The organism is Priestia filamentosa (assembly GCF_900177535.1).
GTDB lineage: Bacteria > Bacillota > Bacilli > Bacillales > Bacillaceae_H > Bacillus_I > Bacillus_I filamentosa.
Genome location: NZ_FXAJ01000001.1, coordinates 660,028 through 682,326, shown reverse-complemented (window position 1 = coordinate 682,326; position 22,299 = coordinate 660,028). Strand labels below are relative to the sequence as shown.

General features: G+C 38.9%; 21 protein-coding genes. 1 reads left to right on the top strand and 20 read right to left on the bottom strand.

Annotated features, from left to right (window positions below; genetic code table 11):
- Positions 1 to 20: 20 nt before the first annotated feature.
- From fabG to B9N79_RS03585, 10 genes are all read right to left on the bottom strand, one after another.
- Positions 21 to 761 carry a 3-oxoacyl-[acyl-carrier-protein] reductase gene (gene fabG / locus B9N79_RS03630; protein WP_019391783.1) on the bottom strand — a complete coding sequence of 247 codons (741 nt, stop codon included), beginning with the start codon at positions 759 to 761 and terminating at the stop codon, positions 21 to 23.
- A gap of 2 nt (positions 762 to 763) precedes the next feature.
- The gene (fabD, locus tag B9N79_RS03625) at positions 764 to 1,708 is read right to left on the bottom strand and encodes an ACP S-malonyltransferase (RefSeq protein WP_019391782.1); all 945 of its coding nucleotides are present in this window, start codon (positions 1,706 to 1,708) and stop codon (positions 764 to 766) included.
- Between the two features lie 2 nt (positions 1,709 to 1,710).
- Positions 1,711 to 2,736: a phosphate acyltransferase PlsX gene (plsX, locus tag B9N79_RS03620; RefSeq protein WP_046217802.1), complete on the bottom strand. Its 1,026-nt coding sequence runs from the start codon at positions 2,734 to 2,736 to the stop codon at positions 1,711 to 1,713.
- A complete protein-coding gene (fapR, locus tag B9N79_RS03615; RefSeq protein ID WP_019391780.1) occupies positions 2,720 to 3,316 on the bottom strand; it encodes a transcription factor FapR in 597 nt (198 codons plus the stop codon). The genes plsX and fapR overlap by 17 nt, the downstream gene beginning before the upstream one ends.
- A gap of 123 nt (positions 3,317 to 3,439) precedes the next feature.
- Positions 3,440 to 5,488, bottom strand: a complete 2,049-nt coding sequence (gene recG / locus B9N79_RS03610; protein ID WP_040057040.1) for an ATP-dependent DNA helicase RecG — start codon at positions 5,486 to 5,488, stop codon at positions 3,440 to 3,442.
- Positions 5,481 to 6,368 (bottom strand): L-serine ammonia-lyase, iron-sulfur-dependent, subunit alpha, encoded by an 888-nt coding sequence (gene sdaAA, locus B9N79_RS03605; RefSeq protein WP_019391778.1) that lies wholly within the window; start codon positions 6,366 to 6,368, stop codon positions 5,481 to 5,483. The genes recG and sdaAA overlap by 8 nt, the downstream gene beginning before the upstream one ends.
- 18 nt (positions 6,369 to 6,386) lie before the next feature.
- Positions 6,387 to 7,049, bottom strand: a complete 663-nt coding sequence (sdaAB, locus tag B9N79_RS03600) for an L-serine ammonia-lyase, iron-sulfur-dependent subunit beta (RefSeq protein WP_019391777.1) — start codon at positions 7,047 to 7,049, stop codon at positions 6,387 to 6,389.
- 83 nt (positions 7,050 to 7,132) lie between these two features.
- Positions 7,133 to 8,164 carry a PTS sugar transporter subunit IIC gene (locus B9N79_RS03595; protein ID WP_019391776.1) on the bottom strand — a complete coding sequence of 344 codons (1,032 nt, stop codon included), beginning with the start codon at positions 8,162 to 8,164 and terminating at the stop codon, positions 7,133 to 7,135.
- Positions 8,165 to 8,381: 217 nt separating this feature from the next.
- Complete coding sequence (locus B9N79_RS03590; protein ID WP_085117709.1) at positions 8,382 to 10,046, bottom strand: DAK2 domain-containing protein; 1,665 nt, start codon at positions 10,044 to 10,046, stop codon at positions 8,382 to 8,384.
- A gap of 16 nt (positions 10,047 to 10,062) precedes the next feature.
- Complete coding sequence (locus B9N79_RS03585) at positions 10,063 to 10,425, bottom strand: Asp23/Gls24 family envelope stress response protein (RefSeq protein WP_019391774.1); 363 nt, start codon at positions 10,423 to 10,425, stop codon at positions 10,063 to 10,065.
- Positions 10,426 to 10,690: 265 nt separating this feature from the next.
- Here B9N79_RS03585 and rpmB point away from each other — a divergent pair, with 265 nt between their 5' ends.
- Complete coding sequence (gene rpmB / locus B9N79_RS03580) at positions 10,691 to 10,879, top strand: 50S ribosomal protein L28 (RefSeq protein ID WP_019391773.1); 189 nt, start codon at positions 10,691 to 10,693, stop codon at positions 10,877 to 10,879.
- Positions 10,880 to 10,909: 30 nt separating this feature from the next.
- Here rpmB and spoVM read toward each other — a convergent pair whose 3' ends face one another.
- From spoVM to coaBC, 10 genes are all read right to left on the bottom strand, one after another.
- Positions 10,910 to 10,993: a stage V sporulation protein SpoVM gene (spoVM, locus tag B9N79_RS03575; protein WP_019391772.1), complete on the bottom strand. Its 84-nt coding sequence runs from the start codon at positions 10,991 to 10,993 to the stop codon at positions 10,910 to 10,912.
- Positions 10,994 to 11,089: 96 nt separating this feature from the next.
- Positions 11,090 to 11,722, bottom strand: coding sequence for a thiamine diphosphokinase (locus tag B9N79_RS03570; RefSeq protein WP_046217803.1), 633 nt, complete (start codon positions 11,720 to 11,722; stop codon positions 11,090 to 11,092).
- Positions 11,723 to 11,771: 49 nt separating this feature from the next.
- Positions 11,772 to 12,422, bottom strand: a complete 651-nt coding sequence (rpe, locus tag B9N79_RS03565; RefSeq protein ID WP_026009509.1) for a ribulose-phosphate 3-epimerase — start codon at positions 12,420 to 12,422, stop codon at positions 11,772 to 11,774.
- A 1-nt stretch (position 12,423) separates the two neighbouring features.
- Positions 12,424 to 13,305 carry a ribosome small subunit-dependent GTPase A gene (gene rsgA / locus B9N79_RS03560; protein WP_046217804.1) on the bottom strand — a complete coding sequence of 294 codons (882 nt, stop codon included), beginning with the start codon at positions 13,303 to 13,305 and terminating at the stop codon, positions 12,424 to 12,426.
- A 15-nt stretch (positions 13,306 to 13,320) separates the two neighbouring features.
- Positions 13,321 to 15,321: a Stk1 family PASTA domain-containing Ser/Thr kinase gene (gene pknB / locus B9N79_RS03555; protein ID WP_026009508.1), complete on the bottom strand. Its 2,001-nt coding sequence runs from the start codon at positions 15,319 to 15,321 to the stop codon at positions 13,321 to 13,323.
- A gap of 5 nt (positions 15,322 to 15,326) precedes the next feature.
- The gene (locus tag B9N79_RS03550) at positions 15,327 to 16,070 is read right to left on the bottom strand and encodes a Stp1/IreP family PP2C-type Ser/Thr phosphatase (RefSeq protein WP_040056682.1); all 744 of its coding nucleotides are present in this window, start codon (positions 16,068 to 16,070) and stop codon (positions 15,327 to 15,329) included.
- A gap of 97 nt (positions 16,071 to 16,167) precedes the next feature.
- Entirely contained in the window at positions 16,168 to 17,508 is a 1,341-nt protein-coding gene (rsmB, locus tag B9N79_RS03545; RefSeq protein ID WP_019391766.1) for a 16S rRNA (cytosine(967)-C(5))-methyltransferase RsmB, read from the bottom strand.
- Positions 17,501 to 18,448: a methionyl-tRNA formyltransferase gene (fmt, locus tag B9N79_RS03540; RefSeq protein ID WP_094041192.1), complete on the bottom strand. Its 948-nt coding sequence runs from the start codon at positions 18,446 to 18,448 to the stop codon at positions 17,501 to 17,503. Before fmt ends, rsmB begins: the two co-directional genes overlap by 8 nt.
- A gap of 154 nt (positions 18,449 to 18,602) precedes the next feature.
- On the bottom strand, positions 18,603 to 21,020 hold the full coding sequence (priA, locus tag B9N79_RS03535) for a primosomal protein N' (RefSeq protein WP_046217805.1): 2,418 nt from the start codon (positions 21,018 to 21,020) through the stop codon (positions 18,603 to 18,605).
- On the bottom strand, positions 21,017 to 22,225 hold the full coding sequence (coaBC, locus tag B9N79_RS03530) for a bifunctional phosphopantothenoylcysteine decarboxylase/phosphopantothenate--cysteine ligase CoaBC (RefSeq protein WP_046217806.1): 1,209 nt from the start codon (positions 22,223 to 22,225) through the stop codon (positions 21,017 to 21,019). The genes priA and coaBC overlap by 4 nt, the downstream gene beginning before the upstream one ends.
- Positions 22,226 to 22,299: the final 74 nt, after the last annotated feature.

Here is a 22,299-nt window from a genome sequence, read left to right as displayed (position 1 = left end):
AAGAAAATTCAAAAGCTCTTTTACATTACCATTCCGCCATCAACATGGAGCGTTTGGCCTGTCATATATTTACTTCCTTCTGATGCTAGGAATGCAACAACTTTGGCAACATCTGCAACTTCGCCAAACTTTGCAAGTGGTACTTGTGATAGAATACCGTTCTTCACCTCTTCAGAAAGCTCGTCTGTCATATCTGTTGCAATAAAGCCTGGTGCAACAGCGTTAACCGTAATTCCTCGAGCTGCTAATTCCTGCGCACTCGTTTTTGTTAATCCGATTACGCCTGCCTTTGCAGCTACGTAGTTTGCTTGTCCAGCATTTCCGCTTACACCTACAATAGAAGAAATATTAATAATGCGACCGCTGCGCTGCTTCATCATCTGGCGAGAAACAGCTTTTGTGCATAGAAATACTCCTTTTAAGTTTGTCGCAATTACGCTATCCCATTCATCTTCTTTCATCCTCATTAATAAATTATCACGTGTAATGCCCGCATTGTTCACAAGAATATCTAAAGAACCAAATGTTCCAATCACTTCTTTGATCATAGCTTGAACTTCTTCGCTGTTAGCTACGTCTGCTTTGATTTTGATAGCTTCGCCACCCATAGCTTTGATTTCTTCAACTACTTCTTGAGCTTTTCCTTCGCTTCCTGCATAGTTTACAGCAACTTTTGCTCCTAATGAAGCAAGTTCAAGCGCTGTTGCACGACCAATACCGCGAGAGCCACCCGTAATAAGAGCTACTTTATCTTTTAACATCCTCATTCACCATCTTTCAAAGATTGAACTGTTTTTTGTAATGATTCCATATCGTATACCGCATGAACGGTTGCACGACGATTCACTTTTTTCACTAATCCAGACAGTACTTTTCCTGCCCCAATTTCAATAAATGTATCAACACCGTCATTCAGCATTCTTTCAACTGATTCATGGAAGCGAACAGGTGAATAAAGCTGTTCAACTAGACGCTCGCTAATTTCTTTTGCCTCTGTCATTGGTTCTGCTGTTACATTTGCTACAATAGGAACGCTCGCATTTGAAATTGTAATGTTAGCTAACACATTTTGAAATTCTTCTGCTGCTGGCTTCATAAGAGCAGAATGGAATGGACCGCTTACGTTAAGAGGCAATACACGTTTTGCTCCGCGTTCTTTTGCGAGTGCTCCTGCTTTTTCAACTCCTGCAACAGTACCTGAAATAACAATTTGTCCTGGACAGTTAATATTTGCAAGTTGTACAACATCACCATTCTCGCTAATCTCAGCTGTTACTTTTTCAAGTTCTTCTGCATCAAGACCAAGCACAGCTGCCATTGTTCCTTCACCAGCTGGAACTGCTTTATTCATCAATTGACCACGTGTATGAACCGTTTTTACTCCGTCAATGTACGAAATAGAGCCTGCTGCAACAAGGGCACTGTATTCTCCTAGACTATGTCCTGCTACATAGTCTGGCTTGATTCCTTCTTTTGTTAATTCATTTAAAAGCACTGCGCTTGCTGTTAATAAAGCAGGCTGTGCATGATATGTTAACGTTAGGTCTTCTGCTGGTCCTTCAAACATTAAGTTTGATAGTGAGAAGCCAAGCGCCTCATTTCCTTCATCAATCATCTTTTTCGCGTCTTCTGATGCCGCGTATACATCTTTTAACATCCCAACAGCTTGTGAGCCTTGTCCTGGAAAAACAAATGCAATTTTGCTCATGCTTATTCCTTCCTTTCACTTTCTATGGTTTGTTCTTGTTTTTTATTCTGGGCAGCGATTTGCTCAGCAATTGTTTTAGGCACGCTTTGTTCTACCATTAATACCGCTTGTCTCACAGCATTAAAAATAGCATTATCGTCTGAAGAACCGTGAGCTTTAATAACAGGTGCCTTAAGTCCAAAAAGACCGGCTCCACCATACTCCGTATAGTCCATTTGCGTTTTAAGCTTTTTTAATTGCGGCTTTAGAATCCCTGCTGCGACCTTACTTTTAAATGAACTTGTTAGCGTCTCTTTCAGCATTGAAAATATAGAAAGCGCTGTTCCTTCAATTGATTTTAACGCAATGTTTCCTGTAAAACCATCTGTTACAACAACATCTGCAACACCTTCTAATAAGTCTCTTCCCTCAATGTTTCCAATGAAGTTAATATCGGCACCTTGAAGAAGTGGAAATGCTTGCTTTGTTAAGTCGCTCCCTTTTTTCTCCTCTGTTCCTACATTTAACAGCCCAACGCGAGGAGACTCAATACCAAATACACTTTTAGCATAAATGCTTCCCATAATAGCATATTGAAGAAGATGATTTGGCTTTGCATCTGGATTTGCGCCTGCATCTAATAGTAAAAATCCATTTCCTGTACGAGTCGGTAGTGTTGGAGCTAAAGCAGGACGTTCAATCCCTTGAATTCGCCCGATAATAAACAAACCTGCTGCCATAAGAGCACCTGTATTTCCTGCTGAAATACAAGCATCTGCTTCTCCGTCCGCAATTTGTTGAGCAGCGAGCACCATTGAAGCTTTTTTCTTACGACGTACTGCTCGAACAGGTTCGTCCGTTGCTTCAATAACTTCTTCCGTATGTAAGACTGTAATTCGTTCTTTATTTTTCAAATGTGGATGAATAAGGTTTTCATCCCCAACTAACATGATATGTAAATCAGGGAAATGAGCAATCGCTCGCTCTGCCCCTTCAATTATCGCTTTTGGGGCATGATCACCGCCCATAGCATCAATTGTGATTTTCATTGTGATCCCCCTCTCCTGCTCTATTTGAATGATACATCTCAAATAGGCCGGAAAATACTAGCGTTTGTCCAACATAGCTTAATACTTCAACAGTTGTTCGTTCCTTTTTTGCACTTTTTTCTTTCACTTTTGCTTTTGCTACAACACGTTCCGCTAGCTTAACAGGCTGATGGAACTGAATGGATGAATTAGCCGTCAACGCCAGTTCATCATTGATAACAGCAACAGCAAGTGAATTGGCCTGTGCAAAAAGGTGATGGCCACGTGCAATATGATTACGCTTAAAAACGTGTTCTTCTTTTACATCAAAAATAGAAATTGCTGATTGATCAAGATTTAAGTCAATTACTTCACCAATAACCTCTTCAATTGGTAAAGAACGGACTTTATTTTCTAGCTGTGTTGAGGCAACATGCCGAATACGTTCACGAAGTTCAGGAATCGACAATTCCAAGCGATCTAACCGAATGGTTTGTACGCTAACAGAGAAACGTTCAGCTAACTCTTCATCCGTTACAAACGGGTTTTGATCAATTGTTTCTTGTAACTGCTTTTTCCGTTCCTTTTTATTTAATCTCATGCTCCACCATCCGCTTTTTAATACTAGGTACTAATAGCAGTATATAATCAAATGATAGGCTTTGCAACCTTTTTTCCGTGAAGAAAAGAGCTGTCCGTCTTGAACAGCTCTAGCTTTATTCTATTAATCTAGCTTTTCTGTTGTTAAAGCACCTGTTTCTTCAAGATGCATTAACAACGGAGTGAATTCCTTATCTTTCCAAAGTTGTTCACTGTTAACAATCCTTGTTGCATCATCACGAGCTGTTTCAAGTGCTCTATAATCGTGTACCATATCAGCTACCTTAAAATCAGGAAGACCGCTTTGTTTCTTTCCAAAAAAGTCACCAGGACCACGAAGTTCTAAGTCTTTCTCAGAAAGAACAAATCCATCGTTCGTTTCCGTCATAATTTTCATTCTTTCTTTTCCAACTTCCGATTTTGGATCCGCAAGCAATACACAGTATGACTGCTCACTTCCCCTTCCGACACGGCCGCGGAGCTGGTGAAGCTGAGAAAGGCCAAATCGTTCTGCATCATAAATAACCATCATTGTAGCGTTCGGAACGTTTACTCCTACTTCAACAACAGTTGTTGAAACTAGAATTTGAGTCTTATTTTCGCTAAACTCCCGCATTACTTCGTCTTTTTCATCTGGATGAAGCTTTCCGTGCATAAGACCTACATTCCATTTGTCCCCAAAATACTGCTGAAGTGTTGCATGAACGTCAATAGCATTTTGTACATCGAGCTTTTCTGATTCTTCAATGAGCGGGCAAATTACATATGCCTGTCTGCCTTTCACAAGCTCTTTTTGCACGAACTGCAAAATTCTTTCAAGCATATCATGCTTTACCCAATACGTTTCAATTGCTTTTCTTCCTGCAGGCATCTCGTCAATAACAGAGACGTCCATTTCTCCAAAAGCCGTAATTGCAAGCGTTCTAGGAATTGGAGTTGCTGTCATAAATAAAACGTCTGGAAATTCACCTTTTTCGCGCAATGTTCGACGTTGGTTTACACCAAATCGATGCTGCTCATCTGTAATAACAAGCCCAAGCTTTTTAAACATTACTTCACCCTGAATAAGTGCATGTGTTCCAACTAAAACATCCACTTCGCCGCTTTCTACCTTTTCTAAGAGCTCACGACGACGTTTCCCTTTGACAGAGCTTGTTAAAAGTTCCACTGTAATCCCTACACGACCTAAGAGGTCTTTTAACGATGAAACATGCTGTTCAGCTAATATTTCGGTTGGTACCATAAGCGCTCCTTGATGCCCTGCTTTTACTGTACCGAAAAGCGCAATAGCCGCTACAACGGTTTTTCCTGATCCAACATCACCTTGAAGAAGTCTGTTCATTCTGTACGGTGACTTCATATCAGCAAATATTTCATTTACAACACGCTTTTGTGCTCCTGTTAAGGGAAACGGAAGCTGTTTTGTAAACTCTACAATATCCTTTGCTTGAATATGTTGACTCATTCCTTTTGTACCTTCTCGTTCTCTTTTTCTAAGCACCTGCATTTTCAGTTGAAAGAGAAGAAATTCCTCATATACAAAGCGTCGTCTTGCATATTTAAGTTCCTCGTGCGTTTTCGGAAGGTGAATCACTTTTAATGCCTCTTCACGCTCTAGGAGACGATATTTGTCTAAAAGGGATTTTGGTAAAAGCTCAGCTACTTCTTCGCCATATTCGCTAAGTGCTTGACGAACAAAACGTCGAAGTGCCTTAACAGTTAAGTTTCCTTTTACAGAGTAGACGGGCTCGATTTCTTGCTGCGCTTTAAATGGACCCACTTTTAATTCTTTTAATGAGATTGTTTGACGATTTTTATCCCACTTCCCCGTTACTGTTACCGTTTCATTTAGCTGTAATTTATTTTTCAAAAAACCGCGATTGAACGCGGTTACGTTTACGGCATATCTTCCGACAAGCATGCGAAAAGTTAATCGTGATTTTTTCTTTCCATAAAACATCACATTTGGGGGGCCATGTACTATCCCTTCTACTGTTACCGTTTCTTCATGTTTAACTTCCGCTAAATCACGAAGACGGTAATCTTCATAACGATACGGAAAATATTCAATAAGATCACCTACAGATAGAATACCAAGCGAATTTAGCGATGCATTCGTTTCTGCTCCGATCCCTTTTAAAGCTGTAATAGATAATTGCTGTAATTTATTCACTTTTCGTAAGCGAACTACCAAAGATCTTTTCTTGAAGTTTGCGACCTGTTGGTGTTGCCGCCAACCCTCCTTGCGCAGTTTCTTTTAGCGCGACAGGCATTGTTTGACCTATTTTGAACATAGCTTCAATGACCTCATCACAAGGAATTCGGCTTGTAATTCCAGCAAGCGCCATATCCGCTGCCACCATCGCGTTGCTAGCTCCCATTGCATTGCGTTTAACACACGGTACTTCAACTAGACCTGCAACAGGGTCACATACTAAGCCTAACATATTTTTCAGTGTAATCGCCATTGCTTCAGCTGATTGTTGGGGTGTTCCACCTGCCATCTCTACAATAGCAGCAGCTGCCATCCCACTTGCAGAACCAACCTCTGCTTGACACCCTCCTGCCGCTCCTGAAATAGAAGCATTGTTAGCTACAACAAATCCGAATGCCCCTGCTGTAAGAAGAAACTCAACCATTTCTTCTCGAGAGGGATGGAGTTTGTTTTGAACCGCAAAAAGTGTACCAGGCACAACACCCGCACTTCCTGCCGTTGGTGTTGCACAAATTGTTCCCATTGCAGCATTCACTTCATTTGTCGCAACGGCCTTGCTTACAGCATCAAGCAAAAGGTCCCCTGCAAGTGATTTCCCTGTTTTAATATATTTTTGTAGAAGAACAGCGTCTCCTCCAGTTAAACCTGTAACAGATTGAACACCATTTAAGCCACGCTCAACCGCTTCTTCCATCACTGTTAAATTGCGACTCATCTTTTCTAAAATTTCTTCTTTTGTTAATCCTGTTACTTCACATTCTTGTTCAAGCATAATGTGTGAAATCTTTTTACCTTGTGTTTCAGCAAGTTCCACTAATTCTGCTACATTACGAAACATGTCGTTTCCCCCATTTCTTTAATCCATCATTCTTGTAACTTGTAACACGTTCGGAAGTCCTTTAATTTCTTCGATCACTTCATCACTAATATTTTCATCTGTCTCAATGGCCATTAGCGCTACTTTTCCTTTTTCTTTGCGCGATACTTCCATATGGCCAATATTGACATGATATTTGGTAAGTAAATTTGTAACTCCTGCAATAGAACCATAACGATCGTTGTGTACCACAAGAATCGCTGGATTCATTCCAGATAAATTGAGTTTAAAACCGTTCAATTCAACAATTTGAATCGTCCCACCGCCAATAGAAATACCTACAATCTCCATTTCCTTTTCACCTGCTTTTAATTGCAATCGAGCGGTGTTCGGATGATCGCTTATTGCTTCTTCTTCAATGAACATAACATCCATTTTAGCTGCTTTAGCCAAGTTTAAGCTCAGCGGAATACGAGTATCTGACGTATCAAAATCAAGCAAGCCACCAACAAGTGCTACATCTGTGCCATGGCCTTTATATGTTTCGGCAAAAGAACCGTATAATGAAATGATAACGCTCTCAGGTTGAACACCAAAAATGGTACGTGCTACTCTTCCAATGCGGGCTGCACCTGCCGTATGGGAACTAGATGGACCAATCATCACAGGACCAATAATATCGAATACAGATTTAAATCTCATAAACTCTCTCCTCTGCATACTGAAGTTTTTTTATTTCTCAAAAAGAGACAGCATATAGTACTATATGCTGCCTGATTGCTTCTCTACGCTGCTTCATGTTTTGTTCCGCGGACTTCTTCTTCGCGTGTAATTTTAAAGTTTCTAAATACATATGAACCGAGAAATCCACATATAATGCCAATCGCTCCGCAGATTAACACGCAAATTGTTACTTTAACGGGGTCATTAAATCCATACATAACAACAAATCCTGCTACAACAGTTGCGGTTCCTGTTGCATTATTAATAAGGCCAAACATGGCAACAACAGCCCCTGATATAGCTCCTCCAACAAAATTTGTTACATAAATAGGAACAGGGTTTGCAGCAACAAGGTCCGCCTGTGTTAATGGTTCAATGGTCATCGCAATGGTTGTTCTTTTCGAACCAAACTTAAGTCGATCAAACAGGACATAATTTAAAAAAGCTGACCCAACAATAGCAACCGCTGAAATTCCCATTGGGAGACCAACTAATCCAAGCATGGCTGTTAGAGCCATTGAGCTTAAAGGAGAAGTTGCGACAACTGTAATAATTCCCCCTAGTATAACCCCCATTAAAAGAGGACTTGATGATGTTACTTGGTCAATAATGCCACCAATTTTAAGAAGCGTAGCGTCTACTAACGGGGTAACCCCTACTGCAATAAACCGAGCAAGCGGTGCAGCAATAATAACTGAACCTAATAAATCAAGTCCAGCCGGAAAGCGTTTTTCGATTACTTTTACTAAAAAAGCAATCATATATCCAGCAAAAAAACCTGGAAGAAGTCCCATTTCAGCACAAGCTACGCCCATCATTAAAGAATATACGGGAGAAACACCAAGAGCCAAACAAACGAGTGAAGCAGCTGCTACTCCTGCCATTCCATCTGCAAGATGTCCTAATTCACCAAGAAACGAAATTCCAAAAATATCGCCACCAATATATTTCTGAAAAGCTTCTAGTAAATACGATGTTACCGCTGCATTTGCTAAAGCACCCATCGCTTTCATTCCATATGGTGCTTTATAGCTAAATACCGTAAAAAACACAAGAACAACAATTAGTAACATTGTTCCAATTAAAATATTCATAGTAATCCCTCTCTAAGCTGAAAATCAAATTACTATACTATATATAACAAACTTAGCCAAGATTCGTAAATGATTACGCACTTAGAAAAAGGGGATGCAAGCAACAATAATGTACCTCAGATATACTGACACTACAACCCCTATTACGCTTTTTTAGCAAAAAAAAAAATTTTTCCACACAAATAAAAGCACTCAACAAAAATGTTGAGTACCCTCTTTATTCTACAGCTACAACATAATGGTATACAGGCTGCTTTCCTTCATGAATTTCAAGCTCTGCATCTTCAAAGTTTTCCTCGACATGTTGCTCAAGCTTTTCAATGTCTTCCTTATTTACATCCGCTCCGTAAAGAACAGTTAGAATTTCATCATCTTCGTCAATCATTTTAGCTAATAAAAGCTGAAGAGCTTCCAAAGAGCTATGTGCTTTTGTCACAATTTTCCCTTCAGAGATACCAATAAAATCGTCCTTCTTCACTTCAATGCCGTCAATCGTCGTATTACGAACTGCATATGTGACCTGTCCTGATTTTACATGTTCTAAAGCATTTGTCATCTCTTGTTTATTTTGAGCTAAATTACGCTCAGCATTAAAAGAGAGCAGTGCTGTCATTCCTTGTGGCACTGTTTTAGAGGGAACAACAACTACATCCTTTCCTACGACCTCTGCTGCTTGTTCAGCTGTCATTACGATATTGCTATTATTTGGTAAGATAATGACTTTTTTAGCATTTGTATCTTCAATCGCTTTAACAAGGTCTTCCGTACTTGGATTCATTGTTTGCCCACCTTGAAGTACTACTGTTGCGCCAATGCTCTCTAGAAGAGCTGACACTCCTTGTCCCATTGCAACCGTTACAATGCCGTACTCTTTTTGTTTCTTTTGTAAAGAAGGCTTTTCTGTTTTTTGAATAATTGTGCTGTGCTGTTCGCGCATATTCTCGATTTTCAGGTTAATCAAGCTTCCATAGCGCTGTCCATATGTAAGAACTTCACCAGGCTGTTCGGCGTGAATATGAACTTTCACAAGATCATCATCTGCTACAACAAGGAGGGAATCTCCAAATTCACTTAAATCATTGCGAAATGCTTCTTCAGAGAATGGAGACGATGCTAGCTTATTATCATCAAATTTCACCATAAATTCTGTACAGTAGCCAAATTTAATATCTTCCGTATTCATATGTCCTTGTGCACTTTTATGGTGCTCAGCATTCACAAGTTCGTTCATAGATGGCTGAACTTCCGTCACATTTGGCAAGTTTTTTCCTTCAAGCGAAGCTAAAAATCCTTCATAAATAATGACAAGACCTTGTCCACCACTATCAACAACCCCTACTTCCTTTAGGACTGGAAGAAGATCTGGTGTTCGTTTTAAAGAAGCTTTTGCTTCTTCTAAAACAGCCTTCATTACCAGCGTTACATCTTTCTCCGTCTTTGCAATATTAAGCGCGTTTTCGGCTGCTTCTTTTGCAACTGTTAAAATTGTTCCTTCAATTGGTTTCATAACTGCCTTATAAGCTGTCTCAACTCCATCTTGAAATGCAGAAGCAAATTCTTCGCTATCTACCACCGTTTTTCCTTCAATTGATTTTGCGAATCCTCGGAAAAGCTGAGATAAGATAACACCTGAATTCCCTCTCGCCCCCATCAATAAGCCACGAGCAAGAAGTTGTCCAACTTCACCGATATTTTCAGTTTCTTTTGCGCCAACCTCCTTAGCTCCTGAACTCATAGATAAGTTCATGTTTGTTCCTGTATCACTATCTGGCACAGGAAATACGTTCAGAGCATCCACAAACTCTACATTATTTTGTAGATTTTGAGCACCACTCTGAATCATCCTTGCAAAACGCTTTCCGTCTAACGTTGTTATTGACACAACATTTCCTCCTAACTTACACGTTAACTACTCGAACGCCTTGAACATAAATATTAACAGATTCTACTGTTAAACCTACTGTTTGTTCTAACGTATATTTCACCTTTGTTTGAACATTATGAGCGATTTCAGAAATTTTAGTTCCATAGCTCACAATAATGTACATATCAATATGAATTTCATCTTCGAGCTGTCTTACAACAACACCTCTTGTAAAGTTTTCTTTTCTTAAGATTTCAGAAATCCCATCTTTGATTTGATTTTTAGATGCCATTCCAATAATACCGTAACAATCTACAGCAGCCCCACCAGCAATCGTTGCAACAACATCTGTTGAAATATCAATTTGACCATACTGTGTTTTCATTTCAATGGACATAGTATTGGGTCTCCCTTCTTCCGTTAGATTAACGCTATTTTACTATACATGAAGTCTTTTTGAAAGTTTAACTCCTATTGTGTTATTAATCGCTTTCTTTATCATTTCGGCAACTTAGACTTATTTCCTGTTTTTATAGGACTGTCAAGGAATTTTTCTTGAAAGGTTAAGCTCGCACTATTGCATTATAAAAGGACGTATGGTAAAGTAATATAGTATTTTTGATAATTGTCAATGATGTTAGTTATGTAAGGAGGAACTCAATATGGCTCGTAAATGTGTAATCACTGGTCGTAAAACTCGTACAGGTAATGCACGTTCTCACGCTATGAATGCTAATAAGCGTACTTGGGGTGCTAACCTTCAAAAAGTTCGTATTTTAGTTGACGGTAAACCAAAGCGTGTTTACGTTTCTGCTCGTGCTCTTAAATCTGGTAAAGTTGAGCGCGTTTAATAAAAAAAGCACCATATAATGGTGCTTTTTTTATTCCCCTTTTTTCATCGAATTGAGCATCGCCTTCACAATTCCTCCAAGAAACTTCGGAAGTTTGATTGTATAAAATTTCATTTTTTCCCCTCCTACTCGTCACCGCGAGACGAAATAAGATTCAACAACCGTATATTCTATTCATTATGAGCTCTATTATGACACTAGCTAAGCAACTTAATCATTGCTTCTTATCATCATTAATATGCCCTTTGTAAACGAAAAAGTACCGTTTTGTTGAATAAGTTCATTGCTAATACAAAGCGTCGAACCGACGGGAACACATCTTTTATGTAATGGATACTTAAACCCCTTTAATGTCAGGTTTTCAACCTCAAGGGAAAAGGGGACGAAGGAAATATATTTATAGAGGGAATGAGCTTTAATGTTATATGTTCCTTCCTTATACATTGTTAAAGTATTTTGTTTATCGATAAGACGAACACGTACATTCTTCTGAAGAGCTTTATAAATAAGGCTAATTCCACCAAACATATGATCAAGACGACCACCTGTTGCCCCGTATATATCAATTTCTTCAATTTCTTGGTTAAGAGCCCAATTCATCGCAATTTCTAAATCTGTTTCATCTTTTTCAGCTGGATACACTTTCAGTTCAGGAAAAACATCTTGAATATGTTTAAGCTCCAGCTCTGTTAATGAATCAAAATCTCCGAACGCTTGGATAGGCATGATGCCTTGCTCCATTAATGTATATACACCGCGGTCAACACCAATCCATTTTGTTTCACTGTCTTGAAGGGGCGGTATTGTTGCCTGTGGAGCTCCTGCTAATATATTAATTTTCATGTTGACTCCCCTTTCTTTATAAAAAAAGACCAAACAAAAGTTTGATCTTTTAGTAACTCTCCCGAAGTACATTGATAGCTCCTGCACGATCTTCTTCATTATAAATCGCGGAACCAGCTACAAGAACATTTGCTCCTGCCTCTCTACAAAGCTTTGCAGTTTGTGTATTGACTCCCCCATCAACTTCAATTTCAATATCTAAACCTCGAATTTCAATCAGTTGGGCAATCTGCTCAATTTTCGGAAGAACGCTCTTAATGAATGTTTGGCCTCCAAATCCAGGATTCACCGTCATTAAAAGAACAAGATCAATTTCTTCAAGAATATGCTTAATAGAATCAATTGGTGTTGCAGGGTTTAGTACAACACCAGCTTTTACTCCTTGTTCTTTAATAAGGCTAATTGTACGATGCAAGTGTGGACATGCTTCTACATGAACAGAAATAATGTCAGCACCTGCTCTTGCAAAGGCAGGAATGTATTGATCTGGATTTTCAATCATTAAATGTACATCAAGCGGCAAGCTTGTAATTGGACGAATTGCTTCAACAACAAGCGGACCAATCGTAATATTAGGAACGAATTTCCCGTCCATAACGTCAACATGGATATAGTCAGCTCCCGCTGTTTCCACTTCTTTAATTTCTTTTCCTAGTTCACTAAAATTAGCAGATAAAATAGAAGGTGCAATTTTCATCATTTTAATACCTCGGCTTTCTCTGTTTAATTTCATCTAAAAAGCTTAAATAGTGATCGTAGCGATAAGACGGAATTTCTCCGTTTTCTACTGCTTCCTTAACGGCACACTTTGGTTCTTTCACATGTAAGCAACCTCTAAACTTACATCCTTCGCTCACCTGAACCATTTCAGGGAAGCAATATGGTAATTCCTCTGCTTCAAGCTCAGTAAATTCAAGAGAGCTAAAACCAGGTGTATCCGCCACAAATCCTCCTCCAATAGATAGGAGTTCAACATGTCTTGTTGTATGTTTTCCACGCCCAAGCGATGTTGAAATATCATCCGTTTTTAAGGAAAGGCTTGGATCTAACACATTTAATAAAGAAGATTTACCAACGCCAGACTGTCCTGCTACAACCGTTACTTTATCTTTTAAATATGGAAGAAGCATCTGAACACTATTTTCATCTAACGTTGATGTTAAAAGAACTTCATATCCTATTTCACGGTAATCTGAAACAAAAACATCAAGCTCTTTTTTCTGCTCTTCTAAAAGTAAATCAAGTTTTGTAATACAGATAATTGGCTCGATGTCATGTGACTCAACAAGCACTAAAAAACGATCAAGCAATGTAGTACTGAACGTTGGCTCAACAGCTGAAAAGACTAGAATAGCTTGATCTACATTAGCAATAGGAGGGCGAACAAGTGAGTTCTTGCGTTCCTCTAGCCCGAGCACATATCCCTCTTTATCATTTTCAGCTTGAAACGTTACCTCATCTCCAACAAGAGGAGTTACTTTTTGTTTGCGAAATACTCCTCTCCCTCGACACTGAATCGTTTCATCCCCACTTAAAACGTAGTAAAACCCGCTAAGTGCTTTAATAATTTTGCCTTCTGGCATAACGTCACTCCTTGTTTATTCATCATCTTCGTAAGGAACGGTCTCCTCTTGAAGAACTTTATCGTCTCTCACAATTTTATAGCTTGCTGTCTCACCTTGTTTCACTGTAAGGGTATACGTTTTAACTGTATCCTCTATGATTGTGAATGATTCAAATGGAACATTGCTATCATGATTTGCATCATCAATATATACATCGACTTTTTGTGGAAGTTGTTGAAGATTTGGATTCACTTCATTTCCAGGCTCAGGTTCAGAAGGTTCGTAAGGAATTGTAACTTCCACCGTATGTTCCTTCGGAGGTTTAGGCTCTTCTCCTTTAGAAACGACGATATTAATTGTTGTTCCTTGCTCAACTTGAGTACCAGGAGTTGGTGTTTGAGACACAACAAGTCCTTTTGCTGTTTCGTCTGAATACTCTTCTTTGGTGGATACTTTTAATCCATTTGCTGTAGCAAAGTCACGAACACTCTTTTCCTGCCAACCTTCGTAGTTTTGTAAAACGATAGCAGGAGGTCCGCTGCTCACTTTTAAGTTTACTTCAGTATCTTCCGCAATAACCTCATCGTTTTCATCTGGATCGTGTTCAATAACGGTACCTTTTGGTTCTTCACTTTCTTCTTCTTCAACATTAATATTTTTAAATCCACGCTGCTCTAATAATTTCTTTACTTCATCAACGTCTCGTCCTGTATAGTCATCGAAGACTGTTTTCTTCTTTCCAGAACTTTGATATAGAGTAATTTGGTCACCTTCTTTAACAGTGCTGCCTTCCTTTGGGTCTGTACGAATAATCTTTCCTTCTTCAATTGTTTCACTTGATTGAGCAATTGGAGAACTTACGTCAAATCCTTTTGAAATAAGGAGCTTTAACGCTTCTTCATATTCTTTCCCCGCAACTTCAGGAATCTTAACATCTTTTGGAGCTAAAAATGATGGCACAAGCGTTATTGCAGCGAGTCCTGCTCCAGCTAGAAAAAGCAGTGTTAGAAATGTAATAAGAAAGATTTTACCCTTTCGCTTTTTAGGTTTCTTCTTGTCCTGGGGAACGTTTTCAGTCGGCGCTTGCGTGCTTTCTTTGTGATGAACAAGCGTATGCTCATCCTCTTCTATATCATCTTCTTTGATGATTGGAATCGCTTTTGTAACTTCATCATCATCTGGAACTTGAAATTTTTCTTCGTTGAGCTTGTCTGGATTTAATGCAACAGACAGAGCATATTCCATTTCCTCTACAGAATCATAGCGATAAAAAGGATCTTTAGCAGTTGCCTTTAATACAATATTTTCAACACTCTGCGGGATATAAGGATTCCATCGCTTAGGTGATGGCGTATTTGTTTGTAAATGTTTCAGCGCAACGGAAACAGCAGATTCTCCTGAAAAAGGAACCCTTCCTGTCAAAAGCTCAAAAAGTAAAATACCGAGTGAATATATATCTGATTTCTTAGTAGCAAGTCCTCCTCTTGCTTGTTCTGGAGACAAGTAATGAACAGTGCCTAGTACAGAATTTGTTTGAGTAATCGTTGTTGATGAACTAAGTGCAAGCGCAATTCCAAAATCCGTTACTTTTACACGATCATCATGATCAATTAAGATATTTTGAGGTTTTAGGTCTCTATGTATAATGCCGAATTCATGAGCGTGAGCAATAGCAGATGTAATTTGTTTCATAATATCAAGAGCTTTTTCAATATGAAGTGGACTATGTTCCCCAATATATTCTTTTAATGTTTGACCTGGTACATATTCCATGACAATGTAATAAATTTCGTCTTCTTCGTCAACATCATAAATACTTACGATATTTGGATGATCTATGCTTGCTGCTGACTGGGCCTCTCGATGAAAGCGTTTAATGAATGATTCATCGTTTGCATAGTCAAAGCGCAGCACTTTAATCGCGACATCTCTTTCTAAAATGACGTCGCGCGCTAAATAAACATTAGCCATCCCTCCCCCGCCAATAGGGTTTAGGATTTTGTATCGCCCGCCTAATCTTCTACCTATAAGCATTGGAATCACTCGCTTTCATGCTCAAACTCTACAATGATTAGCGTAATGTTATCTTCTCCACCTAATTCATTTGCTACATCAACAAGAGATTTTGCTTTAGCTTCAATGCTTGTTTCACTTGTAAGAACCTCTTTTAGCTGCTCATCTGATAGTTTATTTGATAATCCATCAGAACATAAAAGTAAAAAATCTCCTTTTTCTACTTCAACAGTTTTAACATCTATTTCAATATTTTTCTCAGTACCTAAAGCTCTGAGAAGAATATTTTTTCTTGGATGATGCTCGGCATCTTCCTTTGAAATCTGACCGTTACGAACAAGCTCGTTGACAAGAGAATGATCTTCTGTAAGTTGTGAAAAACCGCTTTCGTTTAAAAGATAGCATCGGCTGTCTCCAACATGAGCGACTGTACAAAAAGAAGATGTGCAAAGCGCTCCAACAAAAGTGGTTCCCATTCCTTTACACTCTTCATGATTTTCGGCATATAGAAGAAGCTGTTTGTTAACTTTATGTATTGTATCTAAGAACCATTGTTCAGCTTCTGCTGGTGAATGAAAAGGTGCTTTATCTTCCCAAAAAGTATGGAGCTGTTCAACTGTCATTGAACTAGCAATGTCGCCTGCACGATGGCCTCCCATCCCGTCGGCAATCACCGCAATTTTCTCTCCATGCTTATTTTCAAAAACGCCTCCAGAATCTTCGTTATGAAGACGAACTTTACCTTGGTCTGTTAAATAAACGGCTCCCATAGTTCCACCTCAGTTCATTTTCATAGCTCTTGATGATTTTCTAAAAAAGGAATCTAGCTCCTTTTTTAGAAAATCACTTTATGCTACTTCCCATATTTTACACTTTCTTGCGAAAACAAGCTATATAAAACCCATCTGTACCAAAATCACTTGGCAAAATTTGCAGTGTCCCATTTTCTATTTTACCAGCTACTTTAGCAGGCATTCTATCTTTAAACTGTGGATGAAGCTCAAAATCTTCATGAGCTTCTAAAAACGCTTGAACAACATCTCCATTTTCCTCACGATCAATTGTACATGTGCTGTATACTAAAACACCGTCTTTTTTCAAAAGTGGAGCAACAGCTGATAAAATTTCAATCTGAATCTGCTGAAGTTTCATTACATCTTCTTCTGTTTTAGTATATTTGATGTCCGGTTTTCTTCTAATAACACCGAAGCCAGAACATGGTGCATCAACAAGAATGCGATTAAAGCTCTCTCTTTCAAATAAGCTCCCCGCTTTTCTTGCATCACATACTTTTGCATCCACATTTTCTAAGCGAAGACGTTCGGCCTGTCCTTCAATAAGCAGTGCTTTATGATTATGAATATCAAGAGCCGTCACTTTGCCGTTTTGAATCATTTGAGCAATGTGTGTAGTCTTTCCACCTGGTGCTGCACAGCTATCTAAAATATGGTCACCATCTTGTGGATCTAGAGCATGTGCAACAAGCATTGAACTTTCATCTTGCACAGTGAAGAGTCCGTCCTTGAAAGCTTGAGTATTTGCAGCATTTCCTTTTTTCACTTCTGCTGCTTCGGCAAGCAAATCAGATTTTTCAGCTTCAATACCCTGTTCTTTTAAACGCAAAAGCACTTCATCACGCTTATAGTATTTTGTATTTACACGAATCGTTTGTTTTGGCGGCTGTAGGTTTGCTTCACAAATGGCTTTTGCTTTATCAAACCCAAACTGATCGCTCCACCTTTTCACAAGCCATTTTGGATGACTTGTCTCAGTAGCAAGTCTGTCCAACTTATGATCAATCTCTTCCGTTGATGCTAAACCTTCACGCTGAAGGTTACGAAGCACCGCATTCACCATTGAAGAAATACCGCGATGACCGCGTTTTTTGGCAATTTCAACTGCTTCATGAATAATAGCATGTGACGGAATACGATCAAGATAGATCATTTGGTAAGCCGATAAACGCAGCAATACAATAACCCATGTTTGCATTTTTTTCGGTTTTTTTAGAAATGGCGATAGATAATAATCAATTGTCAACTTGCGTTGCACTGTTCCATATACGATCTCAGTTAAAAGACCTGCATCAAGATTTGAAAGCTTATGATGTTTAATTTGATGATTTAAAGTTAAGTTGCTGTACGCTTGGTTTTGTTCAATTGCAATTAATACATCAAGCGCAATTTGTCTCACGTTGTAGTTACTCATAATCGTCCCCTAGCTTTATTCCAGTCTCAATTAGTGATCCTTGAAGAACTTGAGCAGCCGTCATACGTTTTTTCCCTGCAGGCTGAAGTTCTGTTATTTTAATAGCTGTACTGTTTCCTGTCGCTACAATAAAACCGTCTTTTTCAATTTTAATAACCGTACCAGGAGCTTCGTTTTTCTCTGACTCCACTTTTTCTCCCCACCACACTTTTAACACGTCACCATGTAGCGTTGTATAAGCAACAGGCCAAGGATGTAAACCGCGAATATGGTTATAAATTTCTTCCCCGTCTTTTGTCCAGACGATTTTTTCCTGCTCTCGCTTAATATTTGAAGCAAATGTTGCTTGGCTGTCGTCTTGAGCAATAGGTGTTAATTCCCCGTTTAAAAGCTGTGGAATAGTTTCCTTTAAAAGAGATGCTCCTGCTTCACTCAATTTGTCATGAAGTGTGCCAACATGGTCTTTTTCTTCAATGGCTACTTCCACTTTTGTTAAGATATCTCCTGCATCAAGCTTTGGCACCATATACATAATTGTTACACCAGTCTTCTTTTTCCCTTGAAGAATAGCATAATGAATTGGCGCTCCACCACGCAGCTCTGGTAAAAGTGAAGCATGTACATTAATGCAGCCATACTTTGGCGCATCTAAAATTGAAGAAGGCAAGATTTGGCCAAATGCTGCTGTTACAATTAAATCTGGTTCATACGAAAGTACTTTCTTGTATTCTTCTTCACCGCTAATCTTTTCGGGTTGAAGCACTGGAATACCGTGTTTTTCTGCCTCTACTTTTACAGGAGGTGGCGTTAAAACACGCTTTCTCCCTTTTGGTCGATCAGGCTGTGTTACAACCGCTACAACGTTATATTTTTCTTCTATTAATGTTTTTAATACCGGCACTGAAAAATCCGGTGTGCCCATAAATACGACTTTTGTCAATTCGTTCACTGCCTTTCTTTTGTTCGCACTTAACTCCGCATCCGCTTATTTTCATTACTACATTGTACCACTTTTATAAAACAAATAAAAAGGTCCAAAAAACTAAAATAGCTCTTTGAACCTTTCATATCTATTTTTTTATCTATTTTTCCCTTTACATCATAACGTAAGGGTTCAAATCAACGTTTATTGTTAAATTTTGCTTTTGCATTTTTCCTTTATACTGCTCTAATAAAAAGTGCAGAGAAGAAAAAAGGTCTGGTTCGTTTCTATATTTTATCATGCATTGATAACGATATCTATCCTTAATTTTTGCAATGGGAGATGGCACAGCGCCAAGAATGATAGCATTAGAAGACAGCTTGTTTTGTAAGAAGGATGCGATTTTATCCGTTTCTCCCATTGCAACAGCCATATTTTCATGTGCTACTGTCACAAGTGCCAAATAATAAAAAGGCGGATACTTCAGCATCTTTCGCATTATCATCTCTTTTTTATAAAAAGCATCATAGTCATGATGACTCGCAAGATCAATGCTGTAATGTTCAGGCGTATACGTCTGAATAACAACCTCTCCTGGCAGAGAGTGGCGCCCTGCTCTACCGCTTACTTGAGTCAGAAGCTGAAATGTTTTTTCAGATGCTCTGAAGTCTGGAAGGTGAAGCATTGTATCTGCTGAGAGAACACCAACAAGTGTTACATTTTCAAAATCAAGGCCCTTTGCAATCATTTGGGTACCAAGTAAGATTTGGGCTTGGCCACTTTCAAATTTAGCAAGCAGCTTTTCATGTGAGCCTTTGCGGCTCGTTGTATCAACATCCATTCTCACAACAGATGCCTCTGGAATCACCTTAGTAAGCTCTTCTTCCACTTTTTGAGTACCTGTTCCAAAATAGCGGATATGATCACTTTCACATTCAGGGCATTTTATTGCAAGTTGCTCTTGATGTCCACAATAATGGCATTTCATTAAGTTCTGATGTCTATGATATGTTAACGAAATTTCACAATGTGGACAAGTAGGCACAAAACCACAGTCTCTGCACATGATAAAAGAAGAATGACCGCGCTTATTTAACATAAGCACAATTTGCTCTCCTTTTGCTAATCGATCCTTCATTTTTTCAAACAGAACGGTCGAGAACATAGAACGGTTGCCATTACGAAGTTCTTCTCTCATATCCACTTTTTCAACTCCGGGCATTTGGGCATTATTCATACGCTTAGAAAGTGTTAAAAGTCTATAATTCCCTTTGCTTCCTCTCGCAAATGATTCAAGCGTTGGCGTTGCACTTCCGAGAACAACAGGACAATTGTGATACTTCCCTCGATAAATGGCAACATCTCTTGCATGATAGCGCGGGTTTTCTTCCTGCTTATAGCTTGATTCATGTTCTTCATCAATAATAATAATGCCCAAGTTTTTAAATGGTGCAAAGATAGCAGAACGAGCTCCAACAACAACTGACACTTCTCCTCGCTGAATTTTGCGCCACTCATCGTATTTTTCTCCTGCTGAAAGTCCACTGTGGAGGACAGCGACCTTTGAACCAAATCGCCCTTTAAATCTTGTGACCATTTGAGGTGTGAGCGAAATTTCAGGAACAAGAACAATCGCTTCTTCTCCTTTTTCAAGAACACGCTGAATAGATTGAAGGTATACCTCTGTCTTTCCGCTTCCTGTTACCCCATACAAAAGAAATACGTTATGCTTATCTTCTTCAATACTTGTATGAATAGGTTTAATAACTTTGCTTTGCTCTTCTGTAAGAGGAAGGGCGCTTGTTTTTTGAAACTCTCTTTCTGCAAATGGATTTCTATACAGCTCAATCTCAATCTTTTCTAGGAAACCTTTTGAGATAAGTGACTTAATAGGAGCATCTGTAATCCCAAGCTCGTCTTTCAAGTGCTTTACGCTCATCTTTTCCTTTTGGGCGAGCATATATTGAAGAACAACCTTTTGCTTTTCACCTTTTTTGCCCAGTCCATCCCTATACTTTTCAATGTCTTCTTGTTTCATAGAAGACGAGAGCATAACGCCTCTCATCATTTTTTTATTCACTCTATTTTTAACAATATACGTGACATCTAAAAAGTTCTTACTTATGTCTTTTAAAAGATAAGGAGCGGCAGGATGGTTTTTCACATCGCTAAACCTAATGCTTCCTTTTGAAAAAAGAGGCCGCACACTTTCATGAAGTTGTTGCTTTACCTCTTCAGAAGGAAGTGAGATTTCTTTATCGTACTTTGCTTTCATTGCTGCAGGAAGCATCGCTTGAAAAGCTGACATTGCATAACATAGTGTTTCTTCTGTCAACCATTTCCCAAGACTAAGCAGCTCCTCTGTTAAAACAGGCTGAAGATCAACCATCTCGTCAATTTCTTTTAAGCGAGCAACATCTGAACTTTCTTTTATATTAATCACAAAACCTTGAATTTTACGAGGACCGAATGGAACAATAACACGCATTCCTTTTACAACAATGTCTTCTAGACTTTGTGGAATAATGTAGTCAAAAGGGCGATCCGTTCCTTTTGCTAAAACATCTACAATAATACTTGCTACTTTCATTTTGACCGTTCCTTTAATAAGTTCACAACTTCATTCATAATTCTTTCGCTCACATCTTTTTTCGAAAGCAGTGGAAGGTCTTGATGATGTCCATCTTTATAGAAGAGCGTCACTATATTTGTATCTCCCCCAAAGCCTGCACCTTCTGTTGAAACATTATTAGCGACAATAAGGTCAGCATTTTTTGTTTGAAGCTTTTTCATAGCATATTCTTCAACATGCTCTGTTTCTGCTGCGAATCCAACTAACAACTGACCATCTTTCTTTTGTCCAAGCGTTTTTAAAATATCTGTTGTTCGTTCCATTTCGATCGCTAAATCTCCGTCTTTCTTCTTCATCTTCTGTCCAAAAGTTACTTTTGGATGATAATCAGCTACAGCAGCTGATTTAATGACAACAGAAGCATCGTTAAAAACGTTCATAACGGCGTCAAGCATGTTTGCAGCACTTTCAACTTCCACAAATGTAACACCTGTTGGAGGCGTTAAGTTTGTCGGGCCGCTAATAAGGGTAACGTCCGCTCCAAGATCTTTAGCAGCCTGCGCTAAAGCGTAGCCCATTTTACCTGTTGAACGGTTTGAAAAAAAGCGCACGGGGTCTATGTTTTCACGCGTTGGCCCTGCCGTAATCACAATTTTTTCTCCACCGAGAAGCTGTTCTTTTTTCGGCGCAAAGTGCTCTTTTACAAGCTCGACAATTTTCTCTGGCTCTTCAAGTCTTCCTCTACCAATATACCCGCAGGCAAGATACCCTGCTGATGGTTCAATAAAGCGATAGCCATCATTATAAAGCGTCATAATATTACGCTGAACAGCTTTGTTATCATACATATGCACGTTCATCGCAGGAGCAATCCAAACAGGAGCCGTTGTAGCTAAAAGTGTTGTTGTAAGCATATCATCTCCAAGCCCATTCGCTAACTTTCCGATCGTATTAGCTGTTGCTGGAGCTACAATAATCAAGTCTGCCCAATCTGCAACATCAATGTGTGAAATAACGGTTGGATCTTTTTCTAAAAAAGTATCTGTATAAACGTGATTTCGTGACAGTGCCTGAAATGTGAGGGGTGTAATAAACTTTGTTGCTGATTCTGTCATTATCACTCTTACTTCTGCTCCACTCTGAATGAGCTTACTTGTTAAAGCAGCTGCTTTATAAGCGGCAATTCCTCCGCTTACTCCTAATACAATACGTTTTCCTTCCAACGTTCTTCTCCCACCTTTTACATTTATCTTTTAAAAAAATAACAACCTAATCATAATAGGTTGTTATTCTACGT

Excerpts from the sequence above, each read along its gene's own strand:
- fabG (WP_019391783.1), bottom strand. The coding sequence starts at position 761 with ATGTTAAAAGATAAAGTAGCTCTTATTACGGGTGGCTCTCGCGGTATT.
- priA (WP_046217805.1), bottom strand. The coding sequence starts at position 21,020 with ATGAAAGTAGCAAGTATTATTGTAGATGTTTTAGCAAAAGGAACGGAT.
- spoVM (WP_019391772.1), bottom strand. The coding sequence starts at position 10,993 with ATGAAATTTTATACAATCAAACTTCCGAAGTTTCTTGGAGGAATTGTG.
- fabD (WP_019391782.1), bottom strand. The coding sequence starts at position 1,708 with ATGAGCAAAATTGCATTTGTTTTTCCAGGACAAGGCTCACAAGCTGTT.
- B9N79_RS03585 (WP_019391774.1), bottom strand. The coding sequence starts at position 10,425 with ATGTCCATTGAAATGAAAACACAGTATGGTCAAATTGATATTTCAACA.
- B9N79_RS03595 (WP_019391776.1), bottom strand. The coding sequence starts at position 8,164 with ATGAATATTTTAATTGGAACAATGTTACTAATTGTTGTTCTTGTGTTT.
- B9N79_RS03570 (WP_046217803.1), bottom strand. The coding sequence starts at position 11,722 with ATGAAAATTAATATATTAGCAGGAGCTCCACAGGCAACAATACCGCCC.
- rsmB (WP_019391766.1), bottom strand. The coding sequence starts at position 17,508 with ATGAGTAACTACAACGTGAGACAAATTGCGCTTGATGTATTAATTGCA.
- B9N79_RS03550 (WP_040056682.1), bottom strand. The coding sequence starts at position 16,070 with ATGGGAGCCGTTTATTTAACAGACCAAGGTAAAGTTCGTCTTCATAAC.
- rpe (WP_026009509.1), bottom strand. The coding sequence starts at position 12,422 with ATGATGAAAATTGCACCTTCTATTTTATCTGCTAATTTTAGTGAACTA.
- rpmB (WP_019391773.1), top strand. The coding sequence starts at position 10,691 with ATGGCTCGTAAATGTGTAATCACTGGTCGTAAAACTCGTACAGGTAAT.
- pknB (WP_026009508.1), bottom strand. The coding sequence starts at position 15,321 with ATGCTTATAGGTAGAAGATTAGGCGGGCGATACAAAATCCTAAACCCT.
- fapR (WP_019391780.1), bottom strand. The coding sequence starts at position 3,316 with ATGAGATTAAATAAAAAGGAACGGAAAAAGCAGTTACAAGAAACAATT.
- plsX (WP_046217802.1), bottom strand. The coding sequence starts at position 2,736 with ATGAAAATCACAATTGATGCTATGGGCGGTGATCATGCCCCAAAAGCG.
- sdaAB (WP_019391777.1), bottom strand. The coding sequence starts at position 7,049 with ATGAGATTTAAATCTGTATTCGATATTATTGGTCCTGTGATGATTGGT.
- sdaAA (WP_019391778.1), bottom strand. The coding sequence starts at position 6,368 with ATGTTTCGTAATGTAGCAGAATTAGTGGAACTTGCTGAAACACAAGGT.
- rsgA (WP_046217804.1), bottom strand. The coding sequence starts at position 13,305 with ATGCCAGAAGGCAAAATTATTAAAGCACTTAGCGGGTTTTACTACGTT.